Origin of the sequence: Myxococcus xanthus, from assembly GCF_013116825.1 — a bacterium.
Taxonomy (GTDB): domain Bacteria; phylum Myxococcota; class Myxococcia; order Myxococcales; family Myxococcaceae; genus Myxococcus; species Myxococcus xanthus_B.
In genome coordinates this window covers 66,474-82,524 of the sequence record NZ_JABFNS010000019.1, presented here as the reverse complement: position 1 = coordinate 82,524, position 16,051 = coordinate 66,474, and the positions used below count along the sequence as shown (strand labels likewise).

Below are 16,051 nucleotides of genomic sequence, written 5' to 3'. Positions count from 1 at the left end.
GGGGCAGGGGGATGGTCGAGGAATCGGCAGGGCTCCGCGTTGCCCTCACGGGGAACCCGGACGCCTCACCCTCGGGGACGTGCCGTGTGTCCGTTGGCGGCGGAGGACAGGACGCGAGGCCTGCGCATGGGCGGGAGCGCGTCGGGGGCCACGTGGTGCGCCACGCAGCCGGGCCGGAGCCGCTCAAGCTTCCGGGCCTCCTGGAGCCCCAGGCCCGGGTTGCCGTCGAACCAGACCTCCCGCAGGTTCTTGAAGGCGGCCAGGACTTCGACGCCCTCCGCGCCCACGCGGGTCTGCACCAGCCGGAGTCTTGGGACGGCGCCGATGTCCGTCTGCTCCCGCAGCGTGTGCAGCATCGCCGTGTCGACCGCGCCGCCGAGCATCTGGAACTCCTCCGTCGGCGTCAGCGCGCTCAAAATCTCCATGTCCAGGAAGCTCGCGTCCCGCAGCACCAGCTCTCGCAGGTGGCCGTCGTCCCGCGTGTTGAGGCCGTAGACGAGCTCGCCCTTCAAGCCCCGGCGCTGGATGCGTCCATCGGGGAACCAGGACGTGTACTCACCGCCGTCCACGTGCATCTTGGGTTGTCCCGACACGTACCAGCGCCGCTCGGACACCTCGGTGGCGAAGCCGCCCGCGTATTCCACCTCGGAGGTACAGTAGCCGTTGCGCGTGAAGGCATAGGCGACGCCCGTGAAGGGCCGGCCCTGGAAGAGGCGAGGGCCGTAGTCCTCGGGCATCTCCAGCAGCGCGCTGTTCACGCGCAGCCCGCCTTCGGGCAGCGGGAGCCAGTCGGGGGAGGGGCCGGTGATGACACCTTCCGACGCCGCCATCAGCGAATCCAGCGTGCCGTCGTGTCTCAAGGAGTACGCCAGACCCGAGAAGAGCGCCTTGCCATGTCGCAATCTTCCGTCCACGCCCCGAATCAGAAAGCTCGCTCGCATCCGTTGCATGGTCCGCTCCCATTCTCACCGGGCATGCGCCGGTGAAGGCCCTGGCACCTGCTTCGTGCCACTGGAGCAAAGGCCCGGGCAATCCAGGCAGGCGGCAAAGCGTTTGCCCTGGCCGTTCGGCGATTCCGGCTGTCTGGAGTTGGCGAACGGGATGCCCCCGGGTTGGAGGCGAGGATGCGCTACCGGATGTTCCGCGGGGGTTGCGCATCCGGCGCGCCTCGCGCCTGGGACTCCCTGCGCCGAGGCCCCTGCGTGTCCGCGTAGCCCGTCAGCTCCACATACCCGCGCCCCGTGAGGGGTTGGCCCGCGCGCGTCCCCTCCAGGCCTACCGTTCCTTCCCAGTACAGCACGCTGACGGGGAGCTCCTGGTCCGCCAGGCGCGGAGTCACGGTGAGGTCCAGGCCCAGCGAATCCACCTGCATGCGCCAGCGTGACGGGTACTCGCCGCCGCTGCGTGGGCTCTTCCAGGTGTCCAGCACCGTGAGCTTCATGTCGTCGCGGCCGACGCGCACCGCTTCACCCGTGCCTTCGGGCGGCACCCACAGGCCGGTGCTGAACGCGTCCGGCGAGCCGTCCCGGTGACGGAGCTGGTAGTACATCAGCTCGCTGCCATCGGAGAGCTGGAGCGAGAACCAATCCCAGCCCACCTGGTCCGCGCCGAGCGCGCTGGTGCTCCACTCGCGGTCCATCCAGCTGTGGCCCTTCACCGCGTACGTGCGCCCGTCCACCCGCACCGTGCCGCGCGAGGGCATGCGCGTCATGGAGTAGTAATAGGACGCGTTGCCGCGCTCCGCGCTCTTCTGGCTCAGGCCCCGGTCGCCCTGGCGCACCGGTGGCTTGCCCGGCTCCAGGAGCAGCTCCAGTGTCACCGCGTCGGTCCGCGCGCGCAGCCGCATGGGCCAGGTGGACGGGCCCGCGCTGGCCGCCTCCCAGTCCTCCAGCCACACCTTGAAGGGTTGCGCGGTGGCGCCGGACAGGCCCAGCGCCACGCGGCTGAAGCGCTCCGAGGCGTGGAAGCCGCCACGGGCCACGTCCGTCACCGCGAAGTGCCCCATGTAGACCTGGCTTGAGCCCCAGGCGGAGTCACGCGGCGCGGCCTCGGGGGCCAGCGCGTTGCGGAACAGGGTGAACTGATAGCCGAAGGCGCGCCCGTCCTCCGTCTCCAGGTTGCCCGTCCAGTACCACCACTCCGTGCGGTACTCCGGATGCGGGCCGTGGTCCTCGGGGAAGTGGAAGTCCCGAGGCTCCACCGCGCGCGCGTAACCCTCCGTGCTGCCGCTCATGGCGCTGGCCACGGTCAGCGTGCCGCCCTGGCGCAGCGCGGGCAGTGGTGGCTCGCGGGTGATGGCCACCACCGCCGCCGCCAGTCCCACCAACACCACCGCCGTTCCCACGACGAGTCCCCGGCCGTTGCTCATGTGTCACTCCTCCCGCAGCGCCAGCGCGGGGTGGGCGCGCGCCATCTTCCAGGCGGGGTAGAGGCCCGCCAGCGCCGCCGCCACCAGCGCGAGCACCACGGCCTGCACCAGCGTCTGGGGCGTCAGGGCCAGTTGCAGCGTCCATCCGAAGGAGCGCTGGTTGATGACGTGCACCAGCACGTAGGCCAGCCCCACGCCCAACGGCACGGAGAACAGCCCCGCCAGCAGTCCCAGCAGACCTGTCTGCAGTGACACCAGGCCCCAGAGTTGCTCCGGCGTCAGGCCGGTGGCGCGCAGCACGGCGAACTCGCGTGCCCGCTCCAGTTGCAGCGCCATCAGCGCGCTCAGCACTCCGACGAACGCCACGCCAATGGCGAGCAGCCGCAGCACCTGCGTAATCGTGAAGGTGCGGTCGAAGACGTCCAGGGACGCCTGCCGCAGCGAGCGGTTGGCGCGCACCAGCAGCGCCTGGGCGTCTCCGGCGCGCTCGCGCACCGAGGCCACCAGCGCGTCCACGTCCTGGCCGGGCGCCGCGTACAGCGCCACGCCGCTGATGCCCCGGTCGTCGTACCAGTGCTCGTAGGTGGTGCGTGGCATCAGCAGCGTGCCCACGTCGGAGCCGTAGTCGAAGTACACGCCCACCACGCGGAAGTCGCGGGGGCCCCTGTCCGTGGCCAGCCGCACGGAGTCCCCCAGCCCCACGCCCCGGTGGAAGCCGAAGGGCTCCGAGACGAGAATCGTGTCGGGCGAGGACTCCAGCTCACGCCACGCCGTCTCCGCGTCGCCCTGCTTGAAGGTGTAGGGGCGCACCGGCGTGCGCGAGAAGTCGACGGCCATCAGGTCCGTGGGCACGCCGTCCACGCGCACGTTCGCCACGCGAAGGGTGCTGCTGCCCGCGATGCCCGGCGTGGCGCGCAGCGTCTCCGCCAGACCGGGGAGCAGCGTCGCGCCTCCGCGCCGCGCCACGAGCGAGGGCGGCGAGATGAACACGTCCGCCTGGAGCGAGGTGTCCAGCCATGACACTACCGTGCCCCGGAAGCTGGACACCATGAGGCCCACGCCCACCGTGGTGGCCACCGCCACCATCAGCGCCGCCAGCGCCACGGACGTGCGGCTGAGGCTGGTGTGCACGCCACGCGCGGCCATGCGCCCCAGCAAACCAAAGGCCATGCCCAGCGGCCGCGCCGCCAGTGAGGACACCGTCTGCGTGGCCCAGGGCACCAGCAGCGCCGCGCCCAGCAGCACCGAGAAGAGGCCGCCATACGCGGGAAGCAGCGCCTGGGTGGGCCACCGCAGCAGCACGGTGCTCGCGGCCAGCACCCCGAGGCCCAGCAGCGCCAGCCGGGGCGCCCGTCCCCGCGACACGTCCTCCAGCGTGGACCTGCGCATCGTCGTCACCGGCGGCGAGCGCGCGGCCTCCCACGCGGGCACCAGCGCCGCCAGCAGCGTGGCGCCCAGTCCCAGCGCCAGCCCCTTGAACAGGGTGAAGGGCTCCAGCGCCAGCCGCCGCACGCTCACCACGAAATACAAGTCATTGAGCGTCTGGGTGACGAGCTCCACCAGCCCTCGCGCCAGCAACACGCCCAGGAGCAGCCCCGCCACCGTCCCCACCGCGCCCAGCACGGCCGCTTCTCCCAGCACCAGCGCGAAGAGCTCGCGCCGGGTGATGCCCACCGCGCGCAGGCGGCCCAGCAGCCCGCGCCGCTGCACGACGGAGAACGTCATGGTGTTGTAGATGAGGAACATCCCCACCACGAGCGCCAGCAGCGACAGCGCGGTGAGGTTGGTGCGGAAGGCCCGCGTCATCTGCTCCACCGTGCCCGCCCGCGCGGCGGCGCGCACCAGCTCCAGGCCTTGCGGCAGCGTGGCCGCCACTTCGCGCTCCTGCGCGTCGCCGCCGGTCAGCCGCAGGTCCACGCGCGTCAGCCGGCCGGTGTGCCCCAGCAGCTCCTGCGCGGTGGACACGTCGGTGAGCACCAGGGCCTCCAGGGCCCGCGCGGTGTCCTCGTCCGCGGGCTCCAGCAGGCCCACCACGCGCAGCGGCTTCTCCAGTCCTTCCAGGTGCACCGGCAGCGTGTCGCCGGTGGACAGGCCCAGGGCGCGCGCGGCGCGGGCGCTCAGCATCACCGCGCCCGGCTCGGTGAGCAGCGCGCTCACGTTCCCCACCGCCTCGCCCCGGGCGTAGTCGCGGAAAGGCCCCTCCGCGAAGGGGTCCACGCCCAGCACGGTGAGCGTGCGCTTGTCGCCCACCGCCGCCTGGACGTGGCCCTCCACCACGGGCGCGGCCACGGGGGCGCCGGGGCGCACGCGCAGCGCCTGGTACACCGCCTCCGGCACGCCCGTGGCGCCGCCCAGGAGCTGGTGCGTGGCGCGTCCGGCCACCGCGTCGGTGGAGCGCTCGAAGGCGCGCAGGGCGCTGCCGCTGGCCAGGTCGATGGACACCACCACCGCCACGCCCAGCGCGATGCCCAGCAGCGACAGGGCCGTCAGCCACGGGTGGCGGCCCAGGTGGCGCAGGCTGGAGCGGACCAGCAGCCCCTTCACAGCGCCTCCTTCATCGCGCGGCTGCGCGTGTGCTCCACCTCCACCAGCCGGCCGCCCTCCATCGTCAGGACGCGGTGAGCGCGGGCCACCAGGCCGGGCTCGTGGGTGACGACGAGCGCGCAGGTGTTGCCCTTCCGGGTCAGCGCCTCCAGCAGGTCCAGCACCTGCCGTCCCGTGGCCTCGTCGAGGTTGCCGGTGGGCTCGTCCGCCAGCAGCAGCGGTGGCTCATGGGCCAGCGCGCGGGCCACCGCGACGCGCTGCTGCTCGCCGCCGGACAGCCGATCCGGGAAGCTGCTGGCGCGGGTGCCGAGCCCCACCTGCTCGAGCAGTGCCCGCGCCCGCGCACTGGCCTCCGCGCCGCCATGGCCGTTGAGCTCCAGCGGCAGCCGCACGTTCTCCTCCACCGTCAGCGTGGGGAGCAGGTTGAAGGCCTGGAAGATGAAGCCGATGCGCTCGCGCCGCAGCAGCGTGCGCTCGCGCTCATTCATCCGTCCCAGGTCGCGGCCATCCACGCGGACCTCGCCCTGACTGGCCAGGTCGATGCCGCTGATGAGGTTGAGCAGCGTGGACTTGCCCGAGCCGCTGCGCCCCAGCAGCACCACGAACTCGCCGCGACGCAAGGAGAGCCGCACGCCGGAGAGCACCTCGCGCGTGGTGTCGCCTTCGGCGTAGACCTTCGTGACGTCGCGCAGTTCGACCAGGGGAGGGGAGTCGGGCGGGGACATGGGGGCTTCTCCATACACGGATGCCCTGTCCGTCGCTCGACCTTCAGCGCATGCCCGCACCCCACTCAGGCGCCAGCGGCGGGCGACGCGGGCTCCCACCACGAGGCGCTCCGCTGCTGCGCCAGGAAGTCTCCGACCTCCGCCGCCAGCAAGGGTCCCGCCGTGTCCCGGGGGATGACGTGATACCCCTGCCGCAGCGACAGGACGCGCACCGACGGCGCCGCGGTGAGGCGCTGTGCGAGCCACCGTCCGCCCTCCGGGTCCACGACGTGGTCCTGCTCCGCCACCGCCACCAGGGTGGGGCAGCGCACGCGGGCCGCGTCCCGGATGGCCAGCGTCTGCAACGTGCACAAGTCCCGCAGCCGGGCCACGGGAAAGGCGGGCAGCACGGGCGCTTCCGCCAGCGCCTCCGGGTCCGAGATGTCGGTGCCCGTCTTCTCCACCCACGGACGCGTCCACTCCAGGACGGGCGTGCGCGCCAGTTGCCGGACCAGGAACATGCGCGGCCCCCGGAAGCGCACGGCCGGCGCCATCAGCGTCAGCGCGCGTATCTCCTCCGGATGCCGCGCGGCCAGTTGGAGCGCCAGCAGCGCGCCCATGGACAGGCCCGCCACGAATACGCTCCGGTGGCCCCGGAGCGCGTGCAGGGCGTGCTCCGCCGCCGCCAACCAGTCACGCCAGGTGACGTCGAGCAGGGCCCGCGGGGTGGTGCCATGGCCGGGCAGGCGCGGCGCCACCACGCGCAGGCCACGGACCGCCAGGGCCTCGCCCAGGGGGCGTACGTCCCAGGGGCTCCCCGTGAAGCCGTGCAGGAGCAGGCACACCTCCTCGCCCCGGCCCAGCTCGAAGGGCGCCGTCTTTCGCGGGTCCATGGGAGCGGCTTCTGGGAACGGGCTCACGCCGTGACACTGGCCACGCGCGAGCGCAGGCGCTATGCCCCCTGCCTCATGGCGGACACTCCGAAGCCCCCGGACATGCAGTTGCAGATTCAGATGGACGAAGACGTGGCCAATGGTCAGTACGTCAACATGGCCCTGGTGAACCACTCCGACACCGAGTTCACCCTGGACTTCATCTACGTCCAGCCCCAGCAGCCCAAGGCCCGGGTGCGTTCGCGCATCATCACCAACCCCAAGCACATGAAGCGCCTGGTGGCGGCGATGCAGGACAACATCCAGCGCTACGAGGCGAAGTTCGGCCCCATCGCGATTCCAGAGGAAGACGGCGGCATGCACTGAGCGCCGTTTTCGCCGGGGGAGCCCGCACGTCGCGTGTTTCCTCGGGCGCTTCGCTGGCCTTCGGGCCCGCTGGCGCGCAGACTCGGGGCCATGGTGCTGAGACTCCTGGTCCCCTTGCTCGTATCGCTCTACGCCTCTTCCGCCGTGGCCCAGTGCCTGGGGGATGGCGTGCAGCTCTTCCCCACACCGGGCTCCATCATCCCCACCAACTCCCGCTTCCTGCTGGAAGGCGTCGGGACGGCGCGCCCCCAGGTGGCCGCGCTGGTGGGGAAGAAGCTGCGGCTGGTGTCGGACAGCCACGTCGTCGAGGTGGCGGTGCAGCGCGGCTGGGAGAGCAGCCTGGGCCGCGTCACCGTCATCCTCAAGCCCGCCGGGGCCATGGAGGCGGACAAGCGCTACACGCTGCGCGTGGACGAGGCGCTGCCCAACGTGGCGCTCCTCAACGGCCGGGGCACCATGCTGCCCGAGTGGCGCACGGGCAAGGGGCCGGACAAGCAGGCGCCTCGCTGGCTCAAGCGGCCCGCCGTCTCCGAGGGCTTCCTTCGCCGCACCGCGCAGGGCACCGCCCGCTTCGTGCGGCTCAACCTGTCGCTCAAGGAGGACAGCCCGGCGTACCTGGTGGTGAAGCTGGAGCCGCGCCGTCCTGGCCCCAGCGTGCAGCAGTACGTGGTGCCGGTGAGCAACAACACCGCCTTCATCGGCCATGAGGCCTGCAGCGGCACCTTCGCCATGGAGGACGGCCGCAGCTACCGGGCCCGCATCCAGGCCTTCGACGCGGCGGGACAGATGGCGCCGGCGGTCCCGCCCGTGGACTTCGAGGCCCCGGACGAATACTCGATGCAGCAGTAGTGCGCGGGAGTTCTCCCCGGGGCCGGGAAGTTGGTGTAGGCCTGACGCGGGCGCCCCCGCGCGCCGAGCCTTCGGGAGAGCGAATGACGACGGTGAACGTTGAGAACCTCAAGGAGCGGATGACGGGCTTCATCCGGTCGCTGCAGGACGACATCTGCGGCGGCCTGGAGCGGCTGGACGGCTCGGCGCGCTTCCGCGAGGACTCATGGACCCGGCCGGGCGGCGGCGGTGGACGCAGCCGGGTGCTGGAGGACGGCGCCGTGCTGGAGAAGGCCGGCGTCAACACGTCCGTGGTGTACGGCGAACTGGAGGAGCAGTTCGCGCAGAAGCTCCAGGGCGAGGGCCGCCACTTCTGGGCGGGTGGCATCTCCCTGGTGCTGCACCCGCGCAACCCGCATGTGCCCACCGTGCACGCCAACTACCGCTTCATCCATCAGGGCGGGAAGGCGTGGTTCGGCGGCGGCGCGGACCTGACGCCCTACTACCTCTATGAAGAGGACGCGGCGCACTTCCACCGCGTGCACCAGGCGGCCTGTGACAAGCACGACGCCGGCTACTACGCGCGCTTCAAGAGCGCCTGCGACAAGTACTTCTACCTGCGCCACCGCGAGGAGACGCGTGGGGTGGGCGGCATCTTCTTCGAGAACATGGGCGGGGAGCTGGAGAAGGAGTTCGCCTTCATCCAGGACTGCGGCCGGGCCTTCCTGGACGCGTACCTGCCCATCGCCGAGCGGCGCAAGGACACGCCGGTGACGGAGGGGCAGCGCTTCTGGCAGGAGGTGCGGCGCGGGCGCTACGTGGAGTTCAACCTCGTCTATGACCGGGGCACCGTCTTCGGACTGGAGACGCGCGGGCGCACCGAGTCCATCCTCATGTCTTTGCCGCCGCAGGTCCGCTGGCGCTACGACTACCACCCCGAGCCCGGCACGCCGGAGGCGCGGTTGGTGGAGGTGCTGCGCCAGCCACGCGACTGGGCGGGAGGCGGCTGAGATGGCTTGGAATGCGCCGGTCCGGAGGAGGCCGGTCCACTCCATCCTCGTCGCCGTCGTGCTCGCGGTGGCCGCGGGCCACTTGCTGGTGACGCAGTGTTCGGGAAGGAGCCCCGCCACACAGGCGGCGCCCCCCAGCGACGCCGAGGCCCGCGTCAACGTGCTCGCGCTGTGTGACGCCGTCCAGGCCTACCGCGACGAGCACGGCGTCTACGTCACCGCGGGCCCCACGCCGAAGGAGGTTCCGCGCGGCGGCAGGGCCGTGGCCTTCCCCCAGGACGAGACCTTTCACCGGATTGGTTTCGAGCCCGACGGAAAGGTCCACTTCCAGTACCAGGTGGTGGTGCAGGAGAGCCCCGTGGGCGAGCCGGAGGTGTCCTGCATCGCGCGGAGTGACTTCGACGGCGACGGGCTGAACTCCCTCTACCGCGTTCGTCTGGATGCCAACGGAATGACGACGCCCATCGAGGTGGAGCGCGAGGGCGAATAGTCCGGCGCGCAACCCCGCGCTTCCGTCCGCCGAAAATCAGGAGGCCGGGCCCCCCAAGCCAGAGTGAGGCATTGCCCATGTCCTCCTTCCGCATCCCCAACGTGATTGACCGCGCCCTCCGCTCGCTGGGGGGCGGTGGTGGCGCCAGACGCCCCGAAGGTCCGGGCGCACCGGGGCCTCGGCTCCAGGACTGGGGCCCGTCGGCGCAGCCGCCCCGGCCGGGGGACAACTTCCGCCCGCGATTGCCGCCGCCCTTGCACCCACCCATGGGCGGCCAGGAGCGCGCGCCGGTGAGGTCGGTGGCAGAGCTGGTGCCCCCGGGCCTGGAGGACACGCCGGGGCAGGAGGCCTTGGGGCAGCGCTTCGGGGCGGACGCGGCGCTGCTGGCCTCGCATCTGTCGCCGCCGCAGGTGTCGGGCTCGGAGCGGGCCACGCGGCTGTGGGCGTTCTACACGGCCTACGCCACGGCGGCGGCGCGGCACCCGCCCCAGCCCGAGGCGCGCCAGTCCTTCCGCGAGGCGCTGGAGGGGCAGGGCTTCGCCGAGCTGCGGGACGCGCACACTGGCGAGGACGGCGTGACGCGGGGGCTGTGGGTGATGGAGGCCCGCACCCCCGCCGAAGCCCGGACGCGAGCCGCCGAGGTGCGGCTGGAGCCGCCTCCTGAGGTGCGCCACTCCGAGGCAGCCGCGGCCCGGCCGGCCGAGCAGCCGCTTGTCCAGGCGGCCGGCGCCCGCGCGGCCACTGCCTTTCACGGCCCGGTCATGCCCGCGCTGCGTCCGCGCGACGAGGCGTCTTCATTGGAGGACGAACGGCAGGCCGGGGACGCCCCGCGCCGACGCGGGACGAGCCGCCGCCTGGGCGCGCGGATGCTGTGGAACGTGCTGCACCGCTTTCGCGCGGGGCCGGACGATGGGGCGGTGGCGGAGGGGCAGTGGGACCGGGTGACGTTTGGCGCACTGCTGGTGCTGCTGGCCATCGCGCTGGTCGTGGCGGCGCTCGTCAGCCTCTAGGCCCGTCGGCCCGTCGGCGGCGCCTTCGCCGGCGCGAATCTCCTTGGATTGTGTCCGCTTGTGCTAGGTTGCCGCACCTACTTGGCAACCGACGACCTCACTCTCGTCAAGCGCGTCCGGACCGGCGACCAGCGCGCATTCAAACTCCTCGTCGAGCGTTACCAGCGCAAGGTGTACGCCGTTGCGTTGGGCATGCTGAAGGACAAGGAGGAAGCGATGGACGTCTCCCAGGAGGCGTTCGTCAAGGTCTACAAGTACCTGGACCACTTCAAGGGCGACTCGTCCTTCTACACGTGGCTCTACCGCATCACCGTCAACATCTGCATCGACGTCATCCGCAAGCGTGGCGGGGGCGGCGAGGCCGTGGAGTTCGACGAGAGCCAGGCCATGGACCTGTCCGAGGCCCGAATCGGCGCCCTGGGCAGCCGCCTGGGCACCAACCCCCAGAAGAGCGCCCTGCGCCGCGAACTGGCGGAGAAGATCCAGGAGGCCCTGGCCACGGTACCGGAGAAGCACCGGGCCATCCTCCTGCTGCGGGAAATCGAGGGCATGTCCTACGACGACCTCGCACGCACCCTGGACATCCCCAAGGGCACGGTGATGAGCCGGCTTTTCCATGCCCGGGCGAAGGTCCAGAAAATCCTCAGTGAATACCTGGAGTTGGACGAAGCGAAGAGCGGCGTGGGCAGTGATTGAGCGGGCCTCGAATATCTGAGGGACCTGCCCGTCCCAATTTTCGCAGCCCCTTCCTGCAAGCAGGTGGAACCAATGGCCGGTAATCCCGCGTGTGAGCGTTTCGTACCCATGCTGTCCCCGTACGTCGACGGAGAGCTGAGCTCCGGCGAGCGCGTCAACGTGGAGCGGCACCTGGCGGCCTGCCGGGACTGCACCGGGCGGGCGGCGGACCTTCGCGCGGAGTCCGGGTTGCTGCGGGTGGGCCTGGACATGGCCGTGGACGACGTGGACTTCAAGGACTTCACCCAGCGCGTCATGGCGCGGGTGACGCCGGACAAGCCGCCTCTCATGGAGCGGCTGAAGCTGGCAGTGTCCGAAATGTTCCTCTACCAGCGCACCGCGATGATTTCGTCGCTGGCCACCGCGGCGGTGCTGGTACTGGTGGGGGTCCCCCTGCTGGCGCGCGACCGGGCGCCGGTGGGGTACGCCTCCGAGCGCATGACGGTGAAGTCCATCCAGCCCTACCGCAACGCCGAGGTGGCGCCGGTGGTGATGGAGACGGACAATGGGGGCACCATCATCTGGCTGGTGGACGAGGACTCGGACGTCCTGTCTCCCGGCGCGGAGAAGGGTGAGCGGCAGGACCAGACGGGTGTCGGTCAGCCAGACGCAAGCGGGCGCAACGTGCCCGCGCGCCCGGCCCCCGACGCTCCCAGGCCGTCGGGAGGTTCCTTGTGAGAAGACACGTGTCGTCGGGCCGGATGCTGTGGGCGCTGCTGGGGCTGGGCCTGCTGCTGCCCATGGCCGCCAGCGCACAAGACGCGAAAGTCCAGGTCCAGGTCGAAGTGGTGCTCGCCTCGAAGAAGGGCACCGAGGTTGACCCGCCCGAGCTGGAGAAGATGAAGGAGCAGTTCCAGAAGCAGAACTTCAGCTTCACCTCGTTCAAGCGCCTCTCGAATGAGGTGCTGACGGTGAGCGCGAAGAGCGCCTCCGAGGTGAAGCTGCCCAACGGCGCCAACGCGACGCTGCAGCTGCAGGGCATCAAGGACGGCACGGCCACGGTGCGCGTGGCCATTCCCCGTCAGCCCACGCTGGACGTAGAGCTGGGCCGCCAGGGCGCCGTCTACCAGAAGGCCGGCAGGTACGTGGGCGGGGAGCTCATCCTCGTGCTCTCCCCTCCCGCGCGGTAGTTCCCCCCGCGGCCGCCTCAGGCGGCGCGGGCTTCCCCGTCCTCCTCCAGGACGATGATTTCCAGGTCCTCTTCCATCTCCAGGGGGAGGACTTCGGCGGTGGCGGTGTGCGCCTGGAGGCCCGGAGCGGGGGCCTCGGCGTGCTCCCGCTCCAGGTTGACGCGCAGCCCGTCGAACATGGTGTCGAACGCCGCGTAGATGCGGTCCACCATGGCCAGGGCGTCCGCGCGCACCTCCGGGGACAGCTGCATGGCCTCCAGCTCCGCCGCCAGCTCCTGTTCGAACATGGCGTGCTGCGCTTCGGCCTGCATGTGGTGGTCGGAGAAGTACTTCAGCCGGTCGTCCGCGCCCTGCGCCGCGCTGACGACGGCGGTGCGGCTGAAGAAGACATGGCTGGTGGACTCCAGCGCCCACAGCAGGACGATGCGCAGCCGGTCATCCACTGGGCGGTACACCTCGCTGATGATGGCGTAGGCCGCGTCACGCGTCTTCACGTGCGCGCGGCCGTACATGGTGCCGATGCTCAGCGAGCCGCCCGTGAGCGCGGAGATGTCGTCCTCGAACCACTGGTCATGCCCGCCCTCCTCGGCATGGTGCCGCGTGGCCAGCGCCTTGAGGTGCGCGTCCTGGATGAAGTGTGCGTTGAGGCGCAGCACGTCCTGGAACGTCATCACCCAGAAGGTCAGGCGCGGCGCGAACGCCATCACCTGTTCAATGGGGCGGTCCATCCGCATGTCGGAGAAGAAGGGGTGCGCTGCGAAGCGCGCCTCGCGCACGGCGATGTGTTGGAGCACTTCCTTCATGATGGACCTCCTGGGGTGTCTGGTGATGCGCCGCCCCCGGCCCGCTGGCGGGACTCCGCTACCAATTGATGCTGTATGTGCAGGCGCTGTCGCCGCGCCGCCGGCAACTCTTGGCCTCATGTTCAATACGCACCCAAAGCGAATCCTTGGGACGGAACCGGTCGCCAATGGCTTCGATGAGCCCCAGGTCCAAGTCACACGGATAGGGGTTGTCACACACCATGCGAGCGTTTCGCTTATCCACCGGCTCGAATCGGTAGCCGCCGATGGCGCCCTTGCCGCGGTGGTTCATCCGGTACGCCATGTCCACCGCGCGCAGCCCCTTCTCCAGCGTGTCGATGTCCGGCGGGAAGTGCGCGCTGTCCGGAATCTTCCGGCCAATGGTCCTCACCGTGCTGGGACCAATCTTGTCGAACACCAGCCGGAACGACTTCAGCAGGGCGGGCATGGGGTACCAGGCATCCGCCTTCAGCGGCGCGATGCCGTTCTCCCCCAGGATGCGCAACGCGCGTGACTGGGCGAGCTCCATACCGTTGACGATGGCGAGAATCGACTGGCCGATGACTTCGATGCCCTGGAACGACATGGGCTGAAGGGACGGTGCGGTGGCGCTGATGGGAGTCTTCAATTCCATACGGGTTACGCCCTCGTGAGGAGTGACACGTATTGAAGCGGCTTTTTCCTATATTTTCAAATAGACTTACATGTCTGTAATTTTCCGGAAGATTCGATATGGGATTCCCCGTGGGCAACAGCGACCCGCGCGGTCGGTATGAAGCCAGGTGACCTGGGTTTCGCTGTGAGTGGGCGTATTCCCATGCGGCGAGTAGGGGCGAGCATCCGTGGCCGTGTGGGGCGAGATGCCCCAGCGGGGCAGCCTGCCCCGGCGGGGTGCCCCGGCGGCCGGACGCCGTCATCAGGCTGCAGGGAAGAACTTCCGTCGGAAGCCTGCCGGGACAGGGCTGAAAAAAAGTCAGAAGTCCGGTCTCCGGGGCGGGGGAGCAGGCAGCCGGCCTTCGAAAAATCGCGGGGTTGGCGCTCGGCACGCCGGTTGCTGAAGGGAGCAGCACGAGCAACCCTTTCACCCTTGGAGACGAAATCATGGCGAAGGCTCAGAAGCGTGGACAGGTCATCCGTCGTGAGGCCCAGCAGATGAAGGTGTCGACAGCGAGCGCGGTGAAGGGGGCTGGCCGGGGCGCCCGCCAGGTGCAGGTGACGCTGGGCGACCTCATCGCGGCGGCCTTCGACACGGTGGGCGGCGAGGTGAAGAAGGTGGCGCAGGTGATGTCCTCCAAGGACATGGCGGTCGCCACGGGCAAGCACATCGTCTTCGTCGGCTGACACACGCCAATCCGGGGCGTGTGCGGTGCAGGAGGACCTGGCGGTGGCGCCAGGTGAGGGCGGCCGAGGCGGGGACGGGAAGGGACGCACCTGTGAGACGCATCATCAGGCCCGGACGGAATTGCTGGACGGTGGAGGAGGCGAGCGACGCGGGCGTGCTGGTGGACGCGCGCGACTACTACCGGGAGCTGTACCGGGCCGCGCAGAAGGCCCGTCGTTACATCGCGATTACCGGCTGGCAGTTCGACAGCGACGTGGCGCTGCTGCGAGGTGAGGACCTCCGCGAGGCGCGCGGCGAGTCGAGGCTGCTGCCGATGCTGGACGCGCTGTGCCGGGCCAACCCGGAGCTGCGCGTCTACGTGCTGGCGTGGGACTTCAGCCTGCTGCTCGCCATGGAGCGCGAGTGGATGCAGCGGCTCATCTTCAATTGGACGGCGAACGGGCAGGTGCGCTTCCGCTTCGACGCCTCCAGTCCGTTGTATGGCGCGCATCACCAGAAGCTGGTGGTCATCGACGGCGCGGTGGCCTTCACCGGTGGCATGGATGTCTGTGATTGCCGGTGGGATGACCGGGAGCACCGGGTGCACTCGGAGCTGCGCTGTGACAGTGGGAGGGAGCCGCACGGCCCCTACCATGACGTGCAGTCCGTGCTGACGGGGCCGGTGGTGGACCGCCTGGCGGAGCTGTTCGAGGCGCGTTGGGCGCACTCGGGCGGCGGTGAGCTGCGGCTGCCCAGGGTGTCTCGCGATGACGTGGACTTCACGCCGAGCCTGCCAGCGCCGCCGGGGCCGGTGGCCATCAGCCGCACCTTCGGCAAGACGCTCCTCCCGCCGCAGCCCGCGGTGCAGGAGGTGGCCATGCTGTATCTGGACGCCATCGCCTCGGCCGAGCGCTTCATCTACATCGAAAACCAGTACTTCTCCTCGCGGGCCATCTTCCAGGCGCTGGTGAAGCGCATGCGGTCCTCCTGGCGGGGACGGTTGCAGATTGTCCTGGTGCTGCCGCAGCAGCCGGAGGCGCTGCGCGAACAACTGGCCATGGGCATCGCCCAGGTGCGGCTGCTGCGCGCGCTGGAGCGCGTGGCGCACGAGACGGGACATGCCTTTGGCGTGTACTGCTCCGCGGGGTACGACGCGCGCACCGGCGAGGATATCTACACGTACATCCACTCGAAGGTGATGGTGGTGGATGACCGCTTCCTCACGCTGGGCTCCGCGAACACCACCAACCGAAGCCTCGGGTTGGATTCGGAGCTGAACCTGAGCTGGGAGGCGGAGGCGCCGAACGACGCGACGACGCGCGCCATCCGCCGCATCCGCGTGTCGCTGATGGCCGAGCACGCGGGGCTGGAGGGCATGGCGGCCCTGCGCCTGCTGGCGGCCGCGGACAGCGGACTGGTGGAGTGGCTGGACGACGTGGCCGTCATGGGGCTGCGGCGCCTGCGCGTCCACCCGATGTCGACGGTGTTCGACCAGAGTCCGCTGCTCAAATCGCTGGAGCCCGAGGAGCTCATCATCGATCCGGAGCAGTCGGTGCTGGACGAGTCCCTCTTCGAGGCGCTCCACCGCGCCGAGGATGGGCTGTTCGCCTCCGGTGTCCGCCTGCTGTCGCGCTGGCTGGTGGGCACGGGCACCGAGCGCCCGCACCGCGCCATCCTCCCCTGCGCGCAGGACGACGGGTAGCCGCGCCCGGAGGTGGGAGGCCGCCCAGGGGCTGCCCGCCCGCCTGCCTTGGGACGGGCCCGGGGGCACGGGCACGGCCGGCGGGTTGTCCCTGCCGCGCGGGACGCCACCTTGTCGTGAGCACAACTTCTCTCACGCAAGGGGATT

General features: G+C 70.4%; 17 protein-coding genes. 10 read left to right on the top strand and 7 right to left on the bottom strand.

The features are described 5' to 3' along the window. Positions 1-65: 65 nt before the first annotated feature. The 5 genes from HNV26_RS08030 to HNV26_RS08010 all read right to left on the bottom strand — a co-directional run bounded on the left by HNV26_RS08030 (position 66) and on the right by HNV26_RS08010 (position 6,509). Entirely contained in the window at positions 66-950 is an 885-nt protein-coding gene (locus HNV26_RS08030) for a toxin-antitoxin system YwqK family antitoxin (protein WP_171441485.1), read from the bottom strand. 179 nt (positions 951-1,129) lie between these two features. Next, positions 1,130-2,368 (bottom strand): lipocalin-like domain-containing protein, encoded by a 1,239-nt coding sequence (locus tag HNV26_RS08025; protein WP_171441484.1) that lies wholly within the window; start codon positions 2,366-2,368, stop codon positions 1,130-1,132. 3 nt (positions 2,369-2,371) lie between these two features. Continuing rightward, positions 2,372-4,912 carry an ABC transporter permease gene (locus HNV26_RS08020; RefSeq protein ID WP_171441483.1) on the bottom strand — a complete coding sequence of 847 codons (2,541 nt, stop codon included), beginning with the start codon at positions 4,910-4,912 and terminating at the stop codon, positions 2,372-2,374. Continuing rightward, entirely contained in the window at positions 4,909-5,637 is a 729-nt protein-coding gene (locus tag HNV26_RS08015; RefSeq protein WP_171441482.1) for an ABC transporter ATP-binding protein, read from the bottom strand. The genes HNV26_RS08020 and HNV26_RS08015 overlap by 4 nt, the downstream gene beginning before the upstream one ends. A gap of 65 nt (positions 5,638-5,702) precedes the next feature. Beyond that, on the bottom strand, positions 5,703-6,509 hold the full coding sequence (locus tag HNV26_RS08010) for an alpha/beta hydrolase (protein WP_171441481.1): 807 nt from the start codon (positions 6,507-6,509) through the stop codon (positions 5,703-5,705). Positions 6,510-6,584: 75 nt separating this feature from the next. Between HNV26_RS08010 and HNV26_RS08005 the strand changes: the two genes are divergently transcribed. The 8 genes from HNV26_RS08005 (at position 6,585) to HNV26_RS07970 (ending at position 12,078) form a co-directional block, all read left to right on the top strand. Further along, positions 6,585-6,875, top strand: coding sequence for a DUF3467 domain-containing protein (locus tag HNV26_RS08005; RefSeq protein WP_011556689.1), 291 nt, complete (start codon positions 6,585-6,587; stop codon positions 6,873-6,875). 90 nt (positions 6,876-6,965) lie between these two features. Further along, positions 6,966-7,724 carry a hypothetical protein gene (locus HNV26_RS08000; protein WP_171441480.1) on the top strand — a complete coding sequence of 253 codons (759 nt, stop codon included), beginning with the start codon at positions 6,966-6,968 and terminating at the stop codon, positions 7,722-7,724. A gap of 83 nt (positions 7,725-7,807) precedes the next feature. After that, on the top strand, positions 7,808-8,713 hold the full coding sequence (hemF, locus tag HNV26_RS07995) for an oxygen-dependent coproporphyrinogen oxidase (protein ID WP_171441479.1): 906 nt from the start codon (positions 7,808-7,810) through the stop codon (positions 8,711-8,713). 1 nt (position 8,714) lies between these two features. Further along, positions 8,715-9,203, top strand: a complete 489-nt coding sequence (locus HNV26_RS07990) for a hypothetical protein (RefSeq protein ID WP_171441478.1) — start codon at positions 8,715-8,717, stop codon at positions 9,201-9,203. A 77-nt stretch (positions 9,204-9,280) separates the two neighbouring features. Next, positions 9,281-10,213 carry an Immediate early protein ICP0 gene (locus HNV26_RS07985; RefSeq protein WP_253816341.1) on the top strand — a complete coding sequence of 311 codons (933 nt, stop codon included), beginning with the start codon at positions 9,281-9,283 and terminating at the stop codon, positions 10,211-10,213. 81 nt (positions 10,214-10,294) lie between these two features. Beyond that, the gene (locus tag HNV26_RS07980) at positions 10,295-10,909 is read left to right on the top strand and encodes an RNA polymerase sigma factor (RefSeq protein ID WP_171441476.1); all 615 of its coding nucleotides are present in this window, start codon (positions 10,295-10,297) and stop codon (positions 10,907-10,909) included. 72 nt (positions 10,910-10,981) lie between these two features. Continuing rightward, entirely contained in the window at positions 10,982-11,626 is a 645-nt protein-coding gene (locus tag HNV26_RS07975) for an anti-sigma factor family protein (RefSeq protein ID WP_171441475.1), read from the top strand. Further along, complete coding sequence (locus HNV26_RS07970; RefSeq protein ID WP_436410032.1) at positions 11,623-12,078, top strand: hypothetical protein; 456 nt, start codon at positions 11,623-11,625, stop codon at positions 12,076-12,078. Before HNV26_RS07975 ends, HNV26_RS07970 begins: the two co-directional genes overlap by 4 nt. 17 nt (positions 12,079-12,095) lie before the next feature. Here HNV26_RS07970 and HNV26_RS07965 read toward each other — a convergent pair whose 3' ends face one another. Both HNV26_RS07965 and HNV26_RS07960 read right to left on the bottom strand, forming a co-directional pair. Next, positions 12,096-12,881 carry a hypothetical protein gene (locus tag HNV26_RS07965; protein ID WP_171441474.1) on the bottom strand — a complete coding sequence of 262 codons (786 nt, stop codon included), beginning with the start codon at positions 12,879-12,881 and terminating at the stop codon, positions 12,096-12,098. Positions 12,882-12,939: 58 nt separating this feature from the next. Beyond that, positions 12,940-13,515 carry a hypothetical protein gene (locus tag HNV26_RS07960; RefSeq protein WP_171441473.1) on the bottom strand — a complete coding sequence of 192 codons (576 nt, stop codon included), beginning with the start codon at positions 13,513-13,515 and terminating at the stop codon, positions 12,940-12,942. A gap of 467 nt (positions 13,516-13,982) precedes the next feature. On the opposite strand from HNV26_RS07960, the gene HNV26_RS07955 reads away from it, so the two are divergent. Together HNV26_RS07955 and HNV26_RS07950 are read left to right on the top strand one after the other, a co-directional pair. After that, on the top strand, positions 13,983-14,222 hold the full coding sequence (locus tag HNV26_RS07955; protein ID WP_171441472.1) for a chaperonin: 240 nt from the start codon (positions 13,983-13,985) through the stop codon (positions 14,220-14,222). A gap of 92 nt (positions 14,223-14,314) precedes the next feature. Continuing rightward, positions 14,315-15,904, top strand: a complete 1,590-nt coding sequence (locus HNV26_RS07950; RefSeq protein WP_366816812.1) for a phospholipase D-like domain-containing protein — start codon at positions 14,315-14,317, stop codon at positions 15,902-15,904. The last annotated feature ends 147 nt before the right edge of the window (positions 15,905-16,051 follow it).